General features: G+C 70.0%; 16 protein-coding genes. 8 read left to right on the top strand and 8 right to left on the bottom strand.

All coding sequences use genetic code 11. From position 1 onward, the window contains the following. Nucleotides 1–3: 3 nt before the first annotated feature. The 4 genes from SAVERM_RS14760 to SAVERM_RS14745 all read right to left on the bottom strand — a co-directional run bounded on the left by SAVERM_RS14760 (nucleotide 4) and on the right by SAVERM_RS14745 (nucleotide 4,157). Nucleotides 4–1,254 (bottom strand): ketosynthase chain-length factor, encoded by a 1,251-nt coding sequence (locus tag SAVERM_RS14760; RefSeq protein ID WP_010984271.1) that lies wholly within the window; start codon nucleotides 1,252–1,254, stop codon nucleotides 4–6. Next, on the bottom strand, nucleotides 1,254–2,519 hold the full coding sequence (locus SAVERM_RS14755) for a beta-ketoacyl-[acyl-carrier-protein] synthase family protein (RefSeq protein ID WP_010984270.1): 1,266 nt from the start codon (nucleotides 2,517–2,519) through the stop codon (nucleotides 1,254–1,256). The genes SAVERM_RS14760 and SAVERM_RS14755 overlap by 1 nt, the downstream gene beginning before the upstream one ends. After that, complete coding sequence (locus SAVERM_RS14750) at nucleotides 2,516–2,959, bottom strand: cupin domain-containing protein (protein ID WP_010984269.1); 444 nt, start codon at nucleotides 2,957–2,959, stop codon at nucleotides 2,516–2,518. The genes SAVERM_RS14755 and SAVERM_RS14750 overlap by 4 nt, the downstream gene beginning before the upstream one ends. Before the next feature lie 73 nt (nucleotides 2,960–3,032). After that, complete coding sequence (locus SAVERM_RS14745) at nucleotides 3,033–4,157, bottom strand: SchA/CurD-like domain-containing protein (RefSeq protein ID WP_010984268.1); 1,125 nt, start codon at nucleotides 4,155–4,157, stop codon at nucleotides 3,033–3,035. Between the two features lie 352 nt (nucleotides 4,158–4,509). On the opposite strand from SAVERM_RS14745, the gene SAVERM_RS14740 reads away from it, so the two are divergent. The 4 genes from SAVERM_RS14740 to SAVERM_RS14725 all read left to right on the top strand — a co-directional run bounded on the left by SAVERM_RS14740 (nucleotide 4,510) and on the right by SAVERM_RS14725 (nucleotide 9,093). Next, on the top strand, nucleotides 4,510–6,153 hold the full coding sequence (locus SAVERM_RS14740) for an FAD-dependent oxidoreductase (protein WP_037651533.1): 1,644 nt from the start codon (nucleotides 4,510–4,512) through the stop codon (nucleotides 6,151–6,153). 249 nt (nucleotides 6,154–6,402) lie between these two features. Then, nucleotides 6,403–6,912 carry a MarR family winged helix-turn-helix transcriptional regulator gene (locus tag SAVERM_RS14735; protein WP_037651531.1) on the top strand — a complete coding sequence of 170 codons (510 nt, stop codon included), beginning with the start codon at nucleotides 6,403–6,405 and terminating at the stop codon, nucleotides 6,910–6,912. Nucleotides 6,913–6,977: 65 nt separating this feature from the next. Further along, nucleotides 6,978–7,316, top strand: a complete 339-nt coding sequence (locus tag SAVERM_RS14730) for a DUF3817 domain-containing protein (protein WP_010984265.1) — start codon at nucleotides 6,978–6,980, stop codon at nucleotides 7,314–7,316. 76 nt (nucleotides 7,317–7,392) lie between these two features. Continuing rightward, a complete protein-coding gene (locus SAVERM_RS14725; RefSeq protein WP_010984264.1) occupies nucleotides 7,393–9,093 on the top strand; it encodes a coenzyme B12-dependent isobutyryl-CoA mutase large subunit in 1,701 nt (566 codons plus the stop codon). 161 nt (nucleotides 9,094–9,254) lie between these two features. On the opposite strand, the gene SAVERM_RS14720 is transcribed toward SAVERM_RS14725, so the two are convergent. Next, nucleotides 9,255–9,890 carry a TetR/AcrR family transcriptional regulator gene (locus SAVERM_RS14720; protein ID WP_010984263.1) on the bottom strand — a complete coding sequence of 212 codons (636 nt, stop codon included), beginning with the start codon at nucleotides 9,888–9,890 and terminating at the stop codon, nucleotides 9,255–9,257. 236 nt (nucleotides 9,891–10,126) lie between these two features. On the opposite strand from SAVERM_RS14720, the gene SAVERM_RS14715 reads away from it, so the two are divergent. The 4 genes from SAVERM_RS14715 (at nucleotide 10,127) to SAVERM_RS14700 (ending at nucleotide 14,431) form a co-directional block, all read left to right on the top strand. Next, on the top strand, nucleotides 10,127–11,113 hold the full coding sequence (locus tag SAVERM_RS14715) for a tetratricopeptide repeat protein (protein WP_010984262.1): 987 nt from the start codon (nucleotides 10,127–10,129) through the stop codon (nucleotides 11,111–11,113). Nucleotides 11,114–11,737: 624 nt separating this feature from the next. After that, the gene (locus SAVERM_RS14710) at nucleotides 11,738–12,382 is read left to right on the top strand and encodes a DUF6230 family protein (RefSeq protein WP_010984260.1); all 645 of its coding nucleotides are present in this window, start codon (nucleotides 11,738–11,740) and stop codon (nucleotides 12,380–12,382) included. A 194-nt stretch (nucleotides 12,383–12,576) separates the two neighbouring features. Then, nucleotides 12,577–13,143: a DUF6114 domain-containing protein gene (locus SAVERM_RS14705; RefSeq protein ID WP_010984259.1), complete on the top strand. Its 567-nt coding sequence runs from the start codon at nucleotides 12,577–12,579 to the stop codon at nucleotides 13,141–13,143. Beyond that, nucleotides 13,133–14,431, top strand: coding sequence for a YtxH domain-containing protein (locus SAVERM_RS14700; RefSeq protein WP_010984258.1), 1,299 nt, complete (start codon nucleotides 13,133–13,135; stop codon nucleotides 14,429–14,431). Before SAVERM_RS14705 ends, SAVERM_RS14700 begins: the two co-directional genes overlap by 11 nt. A 186-nt stretch (nucleotides 14,432–14,617) precedes the next feature. On the opposite strand, the gene pyk is transcribed toward SAVERM_RS14700, so the two are convergent. From pyk to pta, 3 genes are all read right to left on the bottom strand, one after another. Next, nucleotides 14,618–16,048, bottom strand: coding sequence for a pyruvate kinase (gene pyk / locus SAVERM_RS14695; RefSeq protein WP_010984257.1), 1,431 nt, complete (start codon nucleotides 16,046–16,048; stop codon nucleotides 14,618–14,620). A gap of 73 nt (nucleotides 16,049–16,121) precedes the next feature. Further along, complete coding sequence (locus SAVERM_RS14690) at nucleotides 16,122–17,339, bottom strand: acetate kinase (RefSeq protein WP_010984256.1); 1,218 nt, start codon at nucleotides 17,337–17,339, stop codon at nucleotides 16,122–16,124. Then, a complete protein-coding gene (pta, locus tag SAVERM_RS14685) occupies nucleotides 17,336–19,426 on the bottom strand; it encodes a phosphate acetyltransferase (RefSeq protein WP_010984255.1) in 2,091 nt (696 codons plus the stop codon). Before pta ends, SAVERM_RS14690 begins: the two co-directional genes overlap by 4 nt. Between the last annotated feature and the right edge of the window lie 173 nt (nucleotides 19,427–19,599).

Raw genomic sequence — 19,599 nt, 5'->3', positions numbered from 1 at the left:
TTCTCATGAGAGGGCATGAGCGCCGTGCCGCAGCACCAGCGCTGCGTTCGAGCCCATGAGTCCCCGGCTGAGGACCAGCGCCGTGCGCAGCTCGGCGGGGCGAGCGCTCCCGGTCACCAGGTCGAGGTCGTAGCAGGGGTCGAAGACGTTCGGGGTGGGCGGTACGAGACCGTGTTCCATGGCGAGCACCGCCGCCGCCACGTCCAGCACCGGCGCTCCGCAGTACGCCCGGCCGATGCCGGTCTTGGGTGCCGTCACCGGCACGCGCCGGCCCTGTGCGCCCAGGACGTCGGCGATCGCCAGCGCCTCGGCACGGTCGGCCTCCGGTACGCCGAACGCGTCCGCGAACACGACGTCGATCTCCTCGGGCGCGCACCGGGCCTCGTTCAGCGCGTCGCGTATCGCGTGCGCCAGACCCTCCCGGGACTGCGCCCAGCAGGACGCGCCGGTGAACGTCGCACCGTGCCCGGCGACGAAGGCCCGGATCGCGGCCTCCCGGCCCCGTGCGACCGTCTCCTCCTCGACGACGAGCATGGCGCCCCCCTCGGCGGGCACGAATCCGCAGGCAGCGCCGGTGAAGGGCCGGTAGGCGCAGGCCGGGTCGTCGCTGGTGCTGAGGTCCTCGTAGCCGAGCTGGCAGACCATCGAATACGGAGCCAGCGGAGCCTCGGCGGCACCGGCCACGACCACGTCGGTGCCGCGCCGGACGGCTCGGGCGGCGTGCGCCAGGGCGTCCAGACCGCCGGCCTCGTCGCTGGCCACGACGCCGCACGGTCCCTTGAAGCCGCCCCTGATGGAGATCTGGCCGGTGCTGGCCGCGTAGAACCAGGCGATGGACTGGTACGGGCCCACGAATCTGGGCCCCTGTCCCCACAGCCGCTGCAGTTCGCGCTGCCCGAACTCGCCGCCGCCGGACCCCGCGGCGGTGACCACGCCGATCCCGAACGGCTCGTCGCCGGTGTAGGTGCGGCCGAGCCGGGCGTCCTCCAGGGCGAGGTCGGCGGCGGCCATCGCGAAGTGGGTGAACCGGTCGGTCTGGACGAGGAACCGCTCCTCGATCAGCGCCACCGGGTCGAATCCGCGGACCTCGCCGGCGATCCGCAGGGGCAGATGGTCGCACCCCTCGCGGGTCACCCGGTCCAGTACACAGAGGCCCTTCTCGGTGGACTTCCAGAAGGTCTCGGTGCTCAGTCCGTTGGGGGCGACGACGCCTATGCCGGTGATGGCGGCACGCCGTTTTTGCTGCGGCTTCATCAGGTCCTCCCATCTGGGCGGGTCAGCACCACCGCGGACTGGAAGCCGCCGAAGCCACTGCCGACGGACAACACGTTGCGGAGTTTGACCTGCCGTGCGGTGCGCGGCACGTAGTCGAGGTCGCACTCGGGGTCCGGGGTCGTGTAGTTCGCCGTGGGCGGCACGACCTGATGGACGAGAGCCAGGACGCAGGCCAGGACCTCGATCGCACCGATGGCGCCCAGGGAGTGGCCCACCATCGACTTGATCGAACTCATCGGCGTCCGGTACGCGTGGTCGCCCAGGGACCGTTTCACGGCGGCTGTCTCGTGCCGGTCGTTCTGCTGGGTGCCGGAGCCGTGGGCGTTGACGTAGTCGATGTCGGAGCCGTCCAACCGGGCGTGCGCGAGGGCGCCGTCGATCGCACGCGCCATCTCCAGACCCTCACGGGTGAGGCCGGTCATGTGGTAGGCGTTGCCGAAGGTGGCATAGCCGCCGATCTCGCAGTACACACGTGCGCCACGGGCCCGCGCGTGTTCGAGCTCCTCCAGGATCAGGACGGCTCCGCCCTCGCCCATGACGAACCCGTTGCGGTGCTTGTCGAACGGCTTGGACGCGTGCTCGGGGTCGTCGTTGTTCGGGGAGGTCGCCTTGATGGCGTCGAAGCACGCCATCGTGATGGGTGAGATCGGCGAGTCCGAAGCGCCCGCTATGCACACGTCGACCCGTCCCTCCTGTACGGCGTGGAAGGCGTAGCCGATCGCGTCGAGGCCGGAGGTGCAGCCCGTGGAGACGGTCTGCACCGGGCCGTGGGCACCGAACTGTTCGGCCACCTCGGAGGCGAGGGTGCTGGGTGAGAACGCGCGGTGCAGATGGGGGTCGGCCAGGCGGTGGTCGACATCCCACCGCCGGCCGGTCTCGCTCACCGCGACATAGTCGTGTTCGAGGCGCGTGGTGCCACCGACGGCGGTGCCCAGGGACACCCCGATGCGCCAGGGGTCTTCCTTCTCCGGGCCGAGTCCCGCGTCGCCCACCGCCTCCCTGGCGGCGACCATGGCGAACTGGACATAGCGGTCGGCGCGCTCAGCGGCCGCCGCGTCGATTCCGTGGGCGGCCGGGTCGAAGTCGCACTCGGCCGCGATACGCGAACGCAGACCTTCCGGGTTGAAGAGCGTGATGCCCCTCGTCGCGGTGCGGCCGTTCGCCAGGAGGTCCCAGAACGCCGGGACGCCCACACCGCCCGGGGCGACGATGCCGACGCCGGTGACCGCCACGCGCCGGGTCATGACACGGCCTCGGTTCGCTGTGGTGTCATCGCCTGTCCGGCTCCCTCCAGGCCGTCGGTCTCCTCGGTGTCGACGTGGCCGAGCTTGGGGCGCGGCGCCAGCGGGCCCAGGTGGAAGACCATGCGGGCCTCCACGTCGCCCACGTTGCGGAAGCGGTGCCGCATGTTGATGGGAATCAGCAGGCCCTGGTCGGGCTGGATCGGGTGCGTCTCGCCGTCCAGGTCGACTTCGAGCCGACCGCTCACGACGTAGACGAACTCCTCGGAGTACGGGTGGTAGTGCTCGCCGATGCGTTCGCCGGGCTGCACGATGGCGAGGCCCATGAAGCCGCTCTTGGCGCCCACCGCGGTGGGCGTGAGCATGGCGCGCAGATCACCTCCGCGCCTGGTGTTGGGCTCGGTCTCGCTGAGGTCCACGATGCGTGGGCGGGGCGTGGTCATGTGCGGTTCCTCCAGTTGATGTGTGCCGACGGCGTAGTGCGCGTCCGGCCGCGGACCGGGCCGGACGCTCCGGTCAGGAGGCTGATGAGCTGCGGTCGGTGATCAGTTGCATGTCGGACCGCTCGAGGAAGCGCGAGATCTCCTTCTCGGTCGTCGGCGCACCGTCGACGCCGAGCGCGTCGGCGTCGAGCAGGCGGGACAGGACCGCGCCGTTGCGGTCGCCCTTGAGACCGAGGGCCAGGACGGGGTCGTCCTCGATGCTGCCCCGCACATCGACCAGACGGACCACGATGTCGTCGCGCTGGAAGATGGTGCTGCAGTGGATGGGGTTGGCGGGGTCGTCGGCCGCCGCCTCGTCCTCGCGGGCGAGCAGCCGGGCCAGGGCCATGCCGGACCCGCTCTTGGCCGGGTAGAACAGCGCGTGCCGCTCCACGTCCGACGGCTCGCCGGTGCCGACCGACACATGGTGCACCGCGGGCAGCGCCGCCCGGGTGAAGAAGACCCGGGCCGATCCCGGATCGCTGAGGTCCCGGTCCTGCTCCAGATAGGGGTTGATGGCCTCCTCGACCGCCATGACCTCGGGCTGCCGGGACACATGGCGCAGGGCGGCCATCAGGTCGCCTTCCACCTCGATGGCGCGTACCACCCGGTTGCCGTGCATGAAGAGCGAGGTGCGGCGCAGTCGGGTGTTCTCGTCGACCTGCGCCTGCGGCGAGGAGTATCCGGCGAGGATCTTGGCGACCATCGGCTCGCTGCCCGGCTTCACGGTGAAGGTGAGGGCGTGGCGCACGACGCCGTCGCCCACCCGTGCCGTCGCCTGGAGGCGGCCCTTCTCCGACTGGGGGAGCGGCGCGGAGATGTTCCCCGTCTCGCGCAGAACGCTGAAGCGCAGGGACCGCGTGTCCCGGACGCAGCTGTGCAGCGGCTGGACCGTCTCGACGTGTTCCTCGCTGTTCACCCACGCCAGGAAGGGCGGGGCGCTCTCCCACTCGCTGGTGATGAGCCACTGCGAGGGATTCTCGATCGACTGGCACAGCTGGTCGCTGATGTGGCCCGGCACGGAGGCCACTTGGTTGCGCAGTTGTTCGTAGGCCTCCAGGAACTGCTTCTGGGCGCCGTCATGGAGGTCCAGCAGCAGGACGACCCGCAGCCGGGAGCCGTCGAACGCGGACTGCGATACACGTTCCGAAGTTGTCATCCAGCACCCATCTCCTTAGGGACAGCCCGGGCGCCAAGCCTTGTGAAGCAGCGTCAGGCGTCGTGGATTCACAGGGCCGATCGCCGGATGCCCGGGTACGCCCCCGGTGTCGGGGACGGCGATCAGCCCGGATCCCGATCGTGGGTCGGCCCGGAGCATCGCGCGAGTCGCGTGAACCACGTGGGTGACCGCACGGGTGAAGCGGGTGAAACCGCACGGGTGAAGCGGGTGGAACAGAGGCTGAACCAGCCGGGTGAATGGGGCGAGCGAACCCCTCCCGTCGGGGCATGGACTCCCTGTAGCCGGGGGTCCATGGAAGCCCTGTAGCCGGGGTCCGCTGCTGGAGGCATTGATGAACGAAGAAGTCGACCACCACGTGCCGGTTCTCATCGTGGGGGGATCCCTGGTGGGTCTGTCCGCCTCGCTGTTCCTCGGCCGGCTCGGCATCCCGCACATGCTGGTCGAGAAACACGCGGGCACCTCGAAGCACCCGCGTGGGCGCGGGAACAACGTGCGCACGATGGAGCTGTTCCGGGTGGCCGGGGCCGAACAAGCGATCCGCAAGGCCGCGTCGACCCTGGCGGACAACCACGGCATCCTGCAGACCTCGTCCCTGACCGACGACGAGGGCGAGTGGCTGTTCAAGGAGATCGACCCGGGTGGCGGCCTGGCCCGCTTCAGCCCGAGCGGATGGTGTCTGTGCAGTCAGAACGACCTGGAGCCGGTGCTGCTGAAGTCCGCCCGCGGCCTCGGGGGCGACATCCGGTTCTCCACCGAGATGCTCTCCTTCGACCAGGACGCGGAGGGCGTCACCGCGCTCATGAAGAACCGGGACACCGGCGCGCACACCACGGTGCGGGCGGAGTACCTCATCGCGGCCGACGGGCCGCGCAGCCCGGTCCGCGAGCGCCTGGGCATCCGCCAGACGGGCCCCGGAGACCTGTTCCACAACGTGAGCATCACCTTCAACTCCCGCGCACTCGCGGACGCGGTGGGCGACCGGCGCTTCATCTGCTGCTACCTGACGAACCCGGAGGCGGACGGCGCGCTCCTGCCCGTGGACAACGTGGAGAAGTGGGTGTTCCACGCTCCCTGGCACCCCGAGCAGGGCGAGACGCTGGAGGACTTCACCGACGAGCGGTGCGTCTCCCACATCCGCCGGGCCGTCGGTGATCTCGACATGGACGTCGAGATCACCGGCAGGGCGCCCTGGCACGCGGCGGAGCGGGTCGCCGAGCGGTACGCGTCGGAACGGGTCTTCCTCGCCGGGGACTCCGCCCACGAGATGTCGCCGACCGGGGCGTTCGGCTCCAACACCGGTATCCAGGACGCACACAACCTCGCCTGGAAGCTCGCCGCCGTACTGAACGGGTGGGCCGGGCCCGGGCTGCTCCAGTCCTACGAGGCCGAGCGTCTCCCAGTGGCGCAGGCGACGAGCGCGCGGGCCTCGGCCCGTTCCGCGGAACACAGCCATCCGGGCTACGCCCCCGCTCCCGGCGCGGGCGGCGGTGGCGGCGGACGTCAGGGCGGTGTCCTCAAGGTGGCCCTGGGCTACCGCTATCCGCGTGGCGCCGTCATCGGCGCCGACCCGGCGGGCCCGGTCGTGCCCGAGCAGATGGCCATGGCCGGCGAACCCGGCAGCCGCGCCCCGCACATGTGGCTCCTGCGCTCCGGCGCCCGCACCTCCACGCTCGATCTGTACGAGCGCTCGTTCGTCCTGCTCAGCGGGGCTGCCGAGGACGCCTGGCACCGGGCGGCGACCAGCGTTGCCGAGCGCCTCGCCGTAAGCCTCGACTCGTACCGCATCGGCAAGGACCCGCACGCCGAGCTCGTCCCCGAGAACGGCACGGACTGGGCCGAACTCCACGGCACGACGCCGCGGGGCGCGGTGCTGGTGCGGCCCGACGGGTATGTGGCGTGGCGGTCCGAGGGCCCGCTGGCCGAACCGGAGGCGACGCTGTACGAGATCATGGCCTCCCTGCTGGACCTGGCCTGAGGGATCGCACACGCCGCCGGCCGCGGGCGCTCGGCGGGCACCGCCGTGGTGGCGGGCTCGTCGAGCGCGGTGAGTACGGCGGTGCCGGCCGCGCCCCCGCGCGCGAGGCGTTCGAGTCTCGCGCGCGGGGGCGCGGGGGCCGGCCCGCCGCGCAACTGCCGGCCGGGGCGGCCGGGCGTACGGACGGGCGGCGACCGAAGGGCGAGACGGGGCTGACCGCGATATGACCGGCCGGTAAGGTCTATTGCCGTGCCGAAGCCCCTCAGTCTCGCCTTCGATCCCATCGCGCGCGCCGACGAACACTGGAAGCAGCGCTGGGGAAACGTGCCGTCCATGGCCGCGATCACCTCGATCATGCGCGCGCACCAGATTCTGCTGGCGGAGGTCGACGCGGTCGTCAAGCCGTACGGGCTGACCTTCGCGCGGTACGAGGCGCTGGTGCTGCTCACCTTCTCCAAGGCGGGCGAGCTGCCGATGTCCAAGATCGGCGAGCGGTTGATGGTGCACCCGACGTCCGTCACCAACACCGTGGACCGGCTGGTGACGTCCGGGCTCGTCGACAAGCGCCCCAACCCGAACGACGGGCGCGGAACCCTCGCCTCGATCACCGACAAGGGCCGCGAGGTCTGCGACGCGGCGACCCGCGACCTGATGGCGATGGACTTCGGGCTCGGTGCCTACGACGGGGAGGAGTGCGCGGAGATCTTCGCGATGCTGCGCCCGCTGCGCATCGCCGCGCACGACTTCGACGAGGAGTAGGACACCGCCGTACGTCCTCGGGGGCGGCGCAAGATCGGCCCAAACCGGCGGTTACGCTCGTACGCATGAAAAAGAGCGTGCTGACCCGCTACCGCGTCCTGGCCTACGTCACCGGCGTGCTGCTGGTCCTGCTGTGTCTCAGCATGATCGCCAAGTACGGCTTCGACGTCGACGGCGCCGCCGACTTCACCCGGGTCGTGGCCATCGCCCACGGATGGCTCTACGTCGTCTACCTCGTTTTCGCCTTCGACCTGGGCGCCAAGGCGAAGTGGCCGGTCGCCAAGCAGCTGTGGGTGCTGCTGGCGGGCACGATCCCGACGGCCGCGTTCTTCGTGGAGCGCAGGATCTCCCGCGAGCTGGAGCCGAGGGTCGCGGACGACGCTCCCGCGGTCGCGAAGGCCTAGTAGCCACCGCCGTACGGGTACACGTACGGCGGTCCCCCATCGACATTTACTAGGACGTCCTAGTAAATTCGTGGGTATGGACGCTGACGCCATCGAGGAAGGCCGCCGACGCTGGCAGGCCCGCTACGACGCCTCACGCAAGCGCGAGGCCGATTTCACCACGCTCTCCGGCGATCCCGTGGAGCCGGCGTACGGGCCCCGGCCCGGGGACGCGTACGAGGGTTTCGAGCGGATCGGCTGGCCGGGTGAGTACCCCTTCACGCGCGGTCTGTATCCGACCGGCTACCGGGGCCGGACCTGGACCATCCGGCAGTTCGCCGGGTTCGGCAACGCCGAGCAGACCAACGAGCGCTACAAGAAGATCCTCGCCAACGGCGGCGGTGGGCTGTCCGTGGCCTTCGACATGCCGACGCTCATGGGGCGCGACTCCGACGACCGCCGCGCGCTCGGCGAGGTCGGGCACTGCGGGGTCGCGATCGACTCGGCGGCCGACATGGAGGTCCTGTTCAAGGACATCCCGCTGGGTGACGTGACGACGTCGATGACGATCAGCGGGCCCGCCGTGCCCGTCTTCTGCATGTACCTGGTCGCGGCCGAGCGGCAGGGCGTCGACCCCTCCGTCCTCAACGGCACCCTCCAGACCGACATCTTCAAGGAGTACATCGCGCAGAAGGAGTGGCTCTTCCAGCCCGAGCCCCATCTGCGGCTCATCGGCGACCTGATGGAGCACTGCGCCTCGAAGATCCCCGCGTACAAGCCGCTGTCCGTCTCCGGGTACCACATCCGGGAGGCCGGTGCCACGGCCGCCCAGGAGCTGGCGTACACCCTCGCCGACGGTTTCGGATACGTGGAGCTGGGGCTGAGCCGCGGCCTGGACGTGGACGTGTTCGCGCCCGGGCTCTCCTTCTTCTTCGACGCGCACGTCGACTTCTTCGAGGAGATCGCCAAGTTCCGTGCGGCGCGGCGCATCTGGGCGCGCTGGCTGCGGGACGTGTACGGGGCGAAGTCGGAGAAGGCGCAGTGGCTGCGCTTCCACACCCAGACCGCGGGCGTCTCGCTCACCGCGCAGCAGCCGTACAACAACGTCGTACGGACGGCCGTGGAGGCCCTCGCCGCGGTGCTCGGCGGGACGAACTCGCTGCACACCAACGCCCTCGACGAGACCCTCGCCCTGCCGTCCGAGCAGGCGGCCGAGATCGCCCTGCGCACCCAGCAGGTGCTGATGGAGGAGACGGGCGTCGCCAACGTGGCCGATCCGCTGGGCGGTTCCTGGTACGTGGAGCAGCTGACCGACCGGATCGAGGCCGACGCCGAGAAGATCTTCGAACAGATCAGGGAGCGCGGGCTGCGGGCCCACCCGGACGGGCGGCACCCGATCGGGCCCATCACCTCCGGCATCCTGCGCGGCATCGAGGACGGCTGGTTCACCGGGGAGATCGCCGAGTCGGCCTTCCAGTACCAGCAGGCGCTGGAGAAGGGCGACAAGCGGGTCGTCGGCGTCAACGTCCACCACGGGTCCGTGACGGGCGACCTGGAGATCCTGCGCGTCAGCCACGAGGTGGAGCGCGAGCAGGTGCGGGTGCTGGGCGAGCGGAAGTCGGGGCGCGACGACACGGCCGTAACCGCGGCCCTGGACGCGATGCTCGCCGCCGCGCGCGACGGGTCGAACATGATCGCCCCGATGCTGGACGCGGTCCGCGCGGAGGCCACGCTGGGCGAGATCTGCGATGTCCTCCGGGAGGAGTGGGGGGTCTACACGGAGCCCGCCGGTTTCTGAGGCGCCACAAGTCGGGCGCCAGAAGTCAGGCGTCACAAGTCAGGCGCCACAAGTCAGGCGCCACAAGTCAGGCGTCAGAAGTCAGGTGTCAGACGTTCAGGCGCCCGGTGCGGGCCCTGTGTGCGGCCCCGCACCGCGCTACGGCCCGTACGGCGTCGTCCTCAGGCGCCGTGCGGGCCGGCTGACGCCCCGGCGAGCCCCAGCAGCAGGATCCGGGTGAAGGACTGGGCCCAGGCCGCGTCCACCGGCTCCGCGCTCACCAGGGTGCGGTGGACCACCGCACCCGCCACCATGTCGAAGATCAGGTCCACGGTGCGGGCCGCCTCCTGTGCGTCCTCCTCGGGCGGCAGCTCCCCGCGGGCCTGGGCGCGGGACCGGCCGGCCAGGACGAGCCGTTTCTGGCGGTCGACGATCGAGGCGCGGATCCGCTCGCGCAGGGCGTCGTCGCGCGTCGACTCGGCGACGGCCGCCATCAGCCCGCTCCGCGCCTCCGGGCGGGCCAGGATCGCCGCGAACTGAAGGACGACTCCCTCGATGTCCGCGGCCAGGCTGCCCAGATCGGGCAGTTCCAGCTCGTCGAAGAGTTCGGCCACGGCGTCCACCACGAGCTCGTTCTTGCCCGCCCAGCGGCGATAGAGCGTCGTCTTTGCAACCCCGGCGCGGGTCGCCACGTCTCCGAGGGTGAGCTTCGACCAGCCGAGTTCGACCAGCGCCTCCCGCGTCGCCGCCAGGATCGCGGCGTCCGCGGCGGCGCTGCGTGGACGCCCCGTACGGGGGGCGGAGGTGCGGCACTGCATGTCGGCGACCATATCCGGCGATCGTGTGAAGTGGTGAGGGAGATCACCGGGGGGTGGGTCACACGGGCCCCCGGGGACAGTTACGCTACGACTCGTAGCGAAAGCTCGTGCGCGGTGACTCGCACGCGAGCGACGACCACTGGCGCCAGGTGGGGACCCGGCGCCGATCATCATGTGCCAAGTCTGGCTTTCACAACGCTTTTCACACGCGGGCGCGGAAGGGGGAGGATGTACTCATGCAGCCACGGAACATGTCCATGAGCGGAGTCGTCGACCTCGCCGCGGTGAAGGCGGCCCAGGAGGCCAAGGCGAAGGCGGAGCAGGCGCGCGCCGAAGCGGCCAGGCAGGGCGGCGGGGGTACAGCCGTCTCTGCTGTGCCTCCATCGAGCCTCGTCATCGACGTAGACGAGGCGGGTTTTGAGCGCGATGTCCTGCAGCGGTCCACCGAGGTCCCGGTCGTCATCGACTTCTGGGCCGAGTGGTGCGAGCCCTGTAAGCAGTTGAGCCCGGTCCTGGAGCGGCTGGCCGTCGAGTACAACGGACGGTTCGTCCTCGCCAAGATCGACGTCGACGCGAACCAGATGCTGATGCAGCAGTTCGGCGTCCAGGGGATTCCGGCCGTGTTCGCGGTCGTCGCCGGGCAGGCGCTGCCCCTCTTCCAGGGTGCGGCGGGCGAGCAGCAGATCCGCGGCACACTCGACCAGCTCGTCGAGGTCGCGGAGCAGCGCTTCGGGCTCACCGGGCTGACCGTCGCCACCGACGCCGAGCCGGGTGCCGCCCAGGAGGCCCCGCCGATTCCGGCCGGCCCCTACGACGCGCTGCTCGAAGCCGCCGTACAGGCCCTGGACGCGGGCGACTTCGGCGGCGCGGTGCAGGCGTACAAGAACGTCCTGAGCGACGATCCGGGCAACACGGAGGCCAGGCTGGGCCTCGCCCAGGCCGAGTTGTTGCAGCGGGTGCAGGACGCGGACCCGCAGCGGGTCCGCGTGGAGGCCGCCGAGAAGCCCGGCGATGCGCAGGCGCAGATCGCGGCCGCCGACCTGGACCTGGTGGGCGGGCATGTCGACGACGCGTTCGGGCGGCTGATCCAGACGGTGCAGCGCACCGCGGGCGACGACCGGGACGCCGTACGGCTGCGGCTTCTTGAGCTCTTCGAGGTCGTCGGCGCCGATGATCCCCGGGTGACGGCGGCCCGCCGGGCGCTGGCCCGGGCGTTGTTCTGACCAGTCGCTAAACGCTGGGAGTCATGGTGGCCGAGTGAAAATTCTGCTGCCGAAGTGACAGTGCGGTCGCGTTTTACCAAATCTTGGTAATCGCGGCCGCTGTTACTTGGAGTAAGTCACGGGCGGGGATCTGTCGGATTCTGTCCATACTTCAACGTATCTGTCAGCTCCCTTTGCGCCACCCAGAGTTGTCGGCCGATATCTGCGGGTCGTTGTTCGGTTATCCGCCCGTTACTAGCGAGTAACGAACCCCCTTGCGGGGGCGGCGAGAATGGACCACGATCGGCGACGCTCGGTCCATTGCCGTACCCCGCCAGCCAGCCGGGTCAACGGGTTTTCCTGGGTCCCCACCGAGCAGGAGACGGCGGCCAGTGGCGCCGGCTCCTGGACAGGGGGGTCTCCGCCGTCCGGTGGAGCCTGTCCGGCAGGTTGTGCGTGATGTGTGTCAGGCGCGACCAGTGGTTGTCGCTCGGGGGTGATCGCCGGTGATTCGGGCGCAGTACGTGCCTCCGAGTACCTGCGCTCTCCTTCCCGAGGACGTAGCACTTCTCCCATCCCTGCCCGGTTGAGCCGCCGTCAGGAGGCAGCCAGGGCCAGGAGATGTACGTCCGAGAAGGAGGAAATATGGAGTCCCAGGTGCGTGGCGGGACCAGATGGAAGCGCTTCGCTGTGGTCATGGTGCCCAGCGTCGCAGCGGCTGCTTGCGTTGGTGTCGGGCTTGCGCAGGGTGCGCTGGCCGCGTCGTTCAGCGTTTCCGGCCAGGAGTTCAAGGTCAGTGCCGATCATCTGCACGGTGATGGCTTCGCCCAGTACGGCGGTATCGACAGTGGCTACACGTCGACCGACGGAAAGACCAAGACGGTCCGTCCGGTCGCGATTTCGTCGTTCGACACGGCCGAGATCACGAAGATGTGCCAGTCGGTCAAGACGGAGATCCCCCTCATAGGGAAGACGATCTACCTCCGTCTGGACGCGGGGCCGGACGACAAGCACAAGGTCGAGGCCGAGAAGCTCTACATCGATGTCGCCCAGCTTGACGCCGACGCGACGTTCAAGAACATCGACATCGGTGTGGCGGTCAAGGACAAGACCAGGGGTCCTGCCGTGAAGAGCGGCGAAAACGCGCTGCCGGGCGGCTTCGCCCAGCAGGCGGAGTCCGCCGACCTCTACGGCGTCGAGCAGACGGCGTGGGCGACCACCGCCGGCACCTTCAAGCTCAGCGGCCTGAAGATGCGTCTCGGTACCGACTCCAAGATGGAGTGCTTCTGACGGCTTGCGCCGTAGGGGCGTCCTTGGACAGCTGAGCTGGCCAGGGGGGCGGGGAAGCCGTCGCTTCTCCGCCCCGAACGCCGCCCCGCCCGGCGCTTTGCGTCGGGCACTCTCACAGACTCAGATCTTCCGGCTTCTCCACGCCTACGGCCGAGCCGGTACGTACTTCCACCGGACCCAGGGAGCTGTTTTCCATGAGTGCCGAGACTTCGGTCCAGAGCGCCGGGAGCTTCACCCGGCTGCGTCTGCGATTCCGTGACTGGCGGGGCAGTCGGCCGTTCTGGGCGGGCCTTTTCACCATGCTCGGCGGGGTGCCGATCGCCTATTTCCCGTACGCCACCCTCAAGCTGGGCACGATGTCGATCGCGATGGCGACCACGGCGGGTGCGGGCTCCCTCATCATCGGCGTCCTGCTGTTCACGCTGGGCCTGACCATGTGGTTCCAGCAGGCCACGCGCATCTTCGCCGGCGTCGCCGCGATCGTCCTCGCTCTGGTGTCCCTCGTGGTCTCCAACATCGGTGGCTTCATCCTGGGCTTCCTGTTCGCGCTGATCGGCGGCGCTCTGTCCGCTTCCTGGGCGCCGGGCAAGCCGGCAGCGGACGCCGGGCGGCGTGCCGCGAGCCAGGACCCCGCGGGCGACGGCGGGGCGGGAACGGCTCCGGAGAACGCCGCCGGTGGGCCCGGTGAGCCACACCCTTTGCCGGACCCCGTGCACGGCGCCGGGGCCGAGGACTCCAACGGGGGGTACCGTGTCGGCTGATGAGGTCCATGGCGAGAGCTCTTCGGCCCTGGCGCAGGTGAGATCGGGACCGCGCCACGCGGCCCCCAGGAAGCCGCTGTTCACCAGGTTCCACATGCCTGCCGGCAAGGCGATAGCCATCGCGGCGATGCCGACGGCGGTCCTCATGGGCATGGGGTTCACGCCGACGCTCGCCCAGGCGGACGACCAGCCGTTGTCCAAGAGCGAGTTGGCCGACGAGTACAAGAACTGCGTCGCCGCCCTGGAGGACGGCGCGTCCGCGTCGGCCACGCCGTCACCGTCCGCCTCCGCGTCCGACGACGCGTCGGACAAGGGCGACTCGGCGGAGCCGAGCCCCTCGGCCTCCGCGTCCTCGGACAAGACCTCTTCGTCGGATTCAGGTTCCGACGACAAGGCCGAGCCCACGCCGTCCGCGTCCGCGTCCGCGTCCTCGTCTTCCGCCGGTACGTCGGACAAGTCGTCGGGCGGCGACACGTCCACGGCGACCCCGTCGGCGTCCGAGAGCAGCGGCAACGTGCTCGAGGAAATCGGCGACGCGATCAAGGACGTCCTCACCCCCGACAGCCCGTCGGCGAGCGCCACCCCCACCCCGACGGCCTCCGCCTCGGCGAGCGCGAGCAAGGACACCTCCGACACCGTCAAGGACACGACCGACAAGGTCACCGACACGGTCAAGGACACCGCGCAGGACGCGACGAACACGGCGTCGAAGGCGGCCGAGGACGCCACGGAGAAGGCGAAGGAAGCGGCCGACGAGGCCACTTCCTCGGCCACCCCCAGCCCGTCGGCGTCCGCGAGCTCCACCACGGACCCGAAGGACTGCAAGGCCGCCACCGACGACCAGGGCGGTATCGACAACAGCATCAACCTGCCCGACGACCCCTGGACGCTCAAGGCCAGTTCGCTGAAGCTCGAGGGTGCCGACTACCAGGGCGTCGTCAAGGTGCGCACGGCCGGCGGCAAGGTCAAAAAGGTCCTGAAGTACGTGATCTCCCAGGGCACCGAGATCGGTGACCTGCACCAGCTCGTCGTCGGCGACGGCGGCAAGACCTACCACGTCCAGGCGGGCGAGGGCACGAAGTCCACCATCAGTGACGGCAAGACGATCATGTACACGGAGAGCATCTCCGGCAATCTGTTCGGCCTGATCCCGGTCACGTTCGACCCGGAGAACCCCCCGCCGCTGAACATCCCGCTGATCTACTTCACCAAAGTGACGGTCATCCAGGCCGGCCAGTTCGGCGGAACGCTGCACGTGCCGGGGCTCCACCAGTACATCACCGGCTGACGCCGCCCACCGACCCGTCCGGGAGCCGCATCAAGAGCTGTGGCCGGGTTCCTCGCAGGACCGCGAGGAACCCGGCCACAGCTCTGTGCGGCGGCGTTCGCGGCGCGGCGGAGCATGGTCGAAGTGAAACGCCGAAGGGCGCCCCCCGCACGCAGGGGGCGCCCTCCAGCGCGTACACAGGTCGGGTCAGGCGCGCTTGCCCTCGCCCAGGTGGTGCACTCGCACCATGTTCGTCGTGCCCGGGACGCCGGGGGGCGAGCCGGCGGTCATCACGACGACGTCGCCGTCGTTGAACCGCTTCAGGTTCTGCAGCTCGGAGTCGACCAGGTCGACCATCTCGTCGGTGCTGTTCACGAACGGCACGACGTGGGACTCGACGCCCCAGCTCAGTGCGAGCTGGTTGCGCGTGCCCTCGTCCGTGGTGAAGGCCAGGATCGGCTGGGCCGCGCGATAGCGGGAGAGCCGACGGGCGGTGTCGCCCGACTTGGTGAAGGCCACCAGGCCCTTGCCGCCCAGGAAGTCGGCGATCTCGCAGGCCGCGCGGGCGACCGAACCACCCTGCGTACGGGGCTTCTTGCCGGGGACCAGCGGCTGCAGGCCCTTCGACAGCAGCTCTTCCTCCGCCGCCGTGACGATCTTCGACATCGTCTTGACCGTCTCGATCGGGTAGGCGCCGACCGACGACTCGGCGGACAGCATCACCGCGTCCGCGCCGTCGAGGATCGCGTTGGCCACGTCGGACGCCTCGGCGCGCGTCGGGCGGGAGTTGGTGATCATCGACTCCATCATCTGGGTCGCGACGATCACCGGCTTGGCGTTGCGGCGGCACAGCTCCACGAGGCGCTTCTGCACCATCGGGACCTTCTCGAGCGGGTACTCGACGGCCAGGTCGCCGCGCGCCACCATCACGCCGTCGAAGGCCGCGACGACGGCCTCCATGTTCTCCACCGCCTGCGGCTTCTCCACCTTGGCGATGACGGGGACCCGGCGGCCCTCCTCGTCCATCACCTTGTGGACGTCCTTCACGTCGCTCGCGTCGCGCACGAAGGACAGCGCGACCAGGTCGCAGCCCATCTTCAGGGCGAAGCGCAGGTCCTCGATGTCCTTGTCGGACAGCGCGGGCACGTTCACGGCCGCGCCGGGCAGGTTGATGCCCTTGTGGTCGGAGATCACGCCGCCCTCGATGACGACCGTCTTGACCCGCGGCCCGTCGACCTCGACGACCCGCAGCTCGACGTTGCCGTCGTTGATGAGGATCTGGTCGCCCTTGGAGACGTCCCCGGGCAGGCCCTTGTACGTCGTGCCGCAGATGTGCTTGTCGCCCGGCACGTCCTCGGTGGTGATGATGAACTCGTCACCGCGCACCAGCTCGACGGGACCCTCGGCGAAGGTCTCCAGCCGGATCTTCGGGCCCTGGAGGTCCGCGAGGACACCGATGGCCTTGCCGGTCTCGGCGGCCGCGGCCCGGACCCGGTCGTACCGGCCCTGGTGCTCGGCGTGCGTGCCGTGGCTGAAGTTGAAGCGGGCCACGTTCATGCCGGCCTCGATCAGCGTGACGAGCTGCTCGTGGGAGTCGACCGCGGGGCCGAGAGTACAGACGATTTTCGAACGGCGCATAGGGCGATCCTATCGGTTTGTTTCGCTACGGAATATTCCGTCTGGTGGAAGATACAAAGGGGCGCGGTGCCGCTCAGGTGAGGTGGTGCGCCGTGCCCACGAGGGCGTACGTCTGCTGGGCGATCTCCAGTTCCTCGTCGGTCGGCACCACCGCGACCGCGACCCGCGCGTCCTCGGGCGAGACGATCCGCGGCTCGTCGCTCCGTACGGCGTTGCGCTCGCTGTCGACCACCAGCCCCAGTTCCTCCAGGCCCGCGATCGCGGCCGCGCGCACCGGGGCCGCGTTCTCGCCGACCCCGGCCGTGAACGCGACCGCGTCCACCCGGCCGAGGACCGCGTAGTAGGCGCCTATGTACTTCTTCAGTCGGTGAATGTAGATGTCGAAGGCGAGCGCCGCCTGCTCGTCGCCCTCGTCGACACGGCGGCGGATCTCCCGCATGTCGTTGTCGCCGCACAGGCCGATCAGACCGCTCTTCGTGTTGAGCAGAGTGTCGACCTCGTCCGTGGACATTCCGCCGACCCGCATCAAATGGAAGATGACGGCCGGATCCATGTCACCGGAGCGCGTACCCATCACCAGCCCCTCCAAGGGGGTCAGCCCCATGGAGGTGTCCACGCAGCGCCCACCGCGCACGGCCGACGCGGAGGCGCCGTTGCCCAGGTGCAGCACGATCAGGTTCACGTCCTTCGGCGCCCTGCCCAGGAGCTTCGCGGTCGCCCGGGACACATACGCGTGCGAGGTGCCGTGGAAGCCGTAGCGCCGGACGCGGTGCTCGTCGGCCGTCTTCACGTCGATCGCGTAGCGCGCCGCCGACTCCGGCATCGTCGTGTGGAAGGCGGTGTCGAAGACGGCGACCTGGGGGAGGTCCGGGCGCAGCGCCATGGCGGTGCGGATGCCGGTGAGGTTGGCCGGGTTGTGCAGCGGCGCCACGGGGATCAGCCGCTCGATCTCGGCGAGGACGTCGTCGTCGATGACGGTCGGCTCGGTGAAGGACCTGCCGCCGTGCACCACGCGGTGGCCGATCGCCGCCAGCTCGGGGGAGTCCAGGCCGAGCCCGTCCTTCGCCAGCTCCTCGGCGACGGTCTTGAGGGCGGCCGCGTGGTCGGCGACCGGGCTGGTCAGCTCCCGGGAGACACCCGTGGTGAGCGGCGTGTGCTTCAGCCGGGAGGTCCCCTCACCGATGCGCTCGACCAGACCCACGGCCAGCCGGCTGCTGTCCCGCATGTCGAGCAGCTGGTACTTCACCGACGAGGAGCCGGAGTTGAGGACGAGGACGCGGGTCGGGCTCACTGGGCGGTCGCCTTCTCGTGGGGGGACTGGGCCTGGATCGCGGTGATGGCGACGGTGTTCACGATGTCCTGCACGAGGGCGCCGCGGGACAGGTCGTTGACGGGCTTGCGCAGACCCTGCATGACCGGGCCGACGGCGATCGCGCCGGCCGAGCGCTGCACGGCCTTGTAGGTGTTGTTGCCGGTGTTGAGGTCCGGGAAGATCAGCACGGACGCCTGCCCGGCGACGTCCGAGCCCGGCAGCTTGGTCGCCGCGACGGACGGCTCGACGGCGGCGTCGTACTGGATCGGTCCCTCGATCTTCAGGTCGTCGCGGCGCAGCCGGACCAGTTCCGTCGCCTCGCGCACCTTGTCGACGTCGGCGCCCGAACCGGACGTACCCGTCGAGTACGACAGCATCGCGATCCGCGGCTCCACCCCGAACTGCCGGGCGGTGGCGGCCGACTGGACGGCGATGTCGCACAGCTGCTCGGCGTTCGGGTCGGGGTTGACCGCGCAGTCGCCGTACACCAGCACCTTGTCGGCGAGGCACATGAAGAAGACGGACGACACGATCTTCGTGTCCGGCTTGGTCTTGATGATCTCGAACGCGGGCCGGATGGTGGCGGCCGTGGAGTGCACGGAGCCCGACACCATGCCGTCGGCGAGCCCCTCCTGCACCATCAGCGTCCCGAAGTAGTTGACGTCGGCGACGACGTCGTAGGCCAGCTCCACCGAGACCCCCTTGTGGGCCCGGAGCTGGGCGTACTTCTCGGCGAAGGAGTCCCGCAGCTGTGAGGTCACCGGGTCGATCAGCTGGGAGCCGCCCAGATCGATGCCCAGGTCGGCGGCCTTCTTGCGGATCTGGTCGACCGGGCCGAGCAGCGTCAGATCGCACACGCCCCGGCGCAGCAGCACCTCGGCGGCGTGCAGGACGCGCGTCTCGGTGCCCTCGGGCAGCACGACGCGCCGCTTGTCGGAGCGGGCCTGCTCCAGGAGCTTGTGCTCGAACATCATCGGCGTGAGCCGGTCACTGCTCGGGGCGGACACCCGCTTCAGCAGGTCGCCGGTGTCGACGTACCGCTCGAACAGGCCGAGTGCGGTCTCCGCCTTGCGGGGCGTCGCCGCGTTCAGCTTCCCCTCCAGGGAGAACAGTTCGGCCGCGGTGGGGAAGCTGGTGCCGGCCACCGAGACCACCGGGGTGCCGGGCGCGAGCCGGGCGGCCAGGGTGAGGACCTCGTCGCTGGGCCGCTCGTCGAGGGTGAGCAGCACACCGGCTATCGGCGGGGTGCCCGCGCTGTGCGCGGCGAGCGCGCCCACCACCAGGTCGGCGCGGTCGCCCGGGGTGACCACCAGACACCCCGGGGTCAGCGCGTTGAGGAAGTTCGGCAGCATCGCACCGCCGAACACGAAGTCGAGGGCGTCCCGGGCGAGCCCCGAGTCGTCGCCGAGGAGCACCTTGCCGCCCAGGGCGTGCGTGATCTGCGCGACCGTCGGCGCGGAGAGCGCCGGCTCGTCCGGGAGTACGTAACAGGGCACGGCGAGAAGGGAATCGAGCCGTGCGGCCAGTTCCTCGCGGTCCTCTCGGGCCACCCGGTTCACCACCATGGCGAGGACGTCGCAGCCGAGCCCCTCGTACGCGCGGTAGGCGTTACGGGTCTCGGCGCGCACCGACTCGGCGGTCTGCCCGCGCCCGCCGACCACGGGGATCACGGCCGCGCCGAACTCGTTCGCGAGGCGGGCGTTGAGGGCCAGCTCGTCGGGGAACTGGGTGTCGGCGAAGTCCGTGCCGAGGACGAGGACGACGTCGTAGTCGCGCGCGACCAGATGAAACCGGTCGACCAGCGTGGACATCAGCTCGTCGGTCCCCTGCTCGGCCTGGAGCGCGGACGCCTCGTGATAGTCCATGCCGTACACGGTCGCCGGGTCCTGGGCGAGCCGGTAGCGGGCGCGCAGCAGCTCGAAGAGGCGGTCGGGACCGTCGTGCACAAGCGGGCGGAACACCCCCACCCGGTCGACCTGGCGGGTCAGAAGCTCCATGACCCCCAGCTCGACGACCTGGCGGCCGTCGCCGCGGTCGATTCCGGTCACGTACACGCTGCGCGTCACGCGTGCTCTCCGTTCCGTTTCGTGTGAGGGGCTCGAGGCCGCGAAAATCACCCGCCGTGCCGGGTGGAACCCCCTTGACAGTACCTCTGCGGGTGGATAAGGCGCCCGTCAACAGGTGGGAGCGGCGACCACCTGTGAGGCGTGAAACAATCGGACTGGCTCACCGGTGTCAA

It is taken from the genome of Streptomyces avermitilis MA-4680 = NBRC 14893 (assembly GCF_000009765.2).
GTDB lineage: Bacteria > Actinomycetota > Actinomycetes > Streptomycetales > Streptomycetaceae > Streptomyces > Streptomyces avermitilis.
This window is presented reverse-complemented; position numbering and strand designations above follow the sequence as displayed.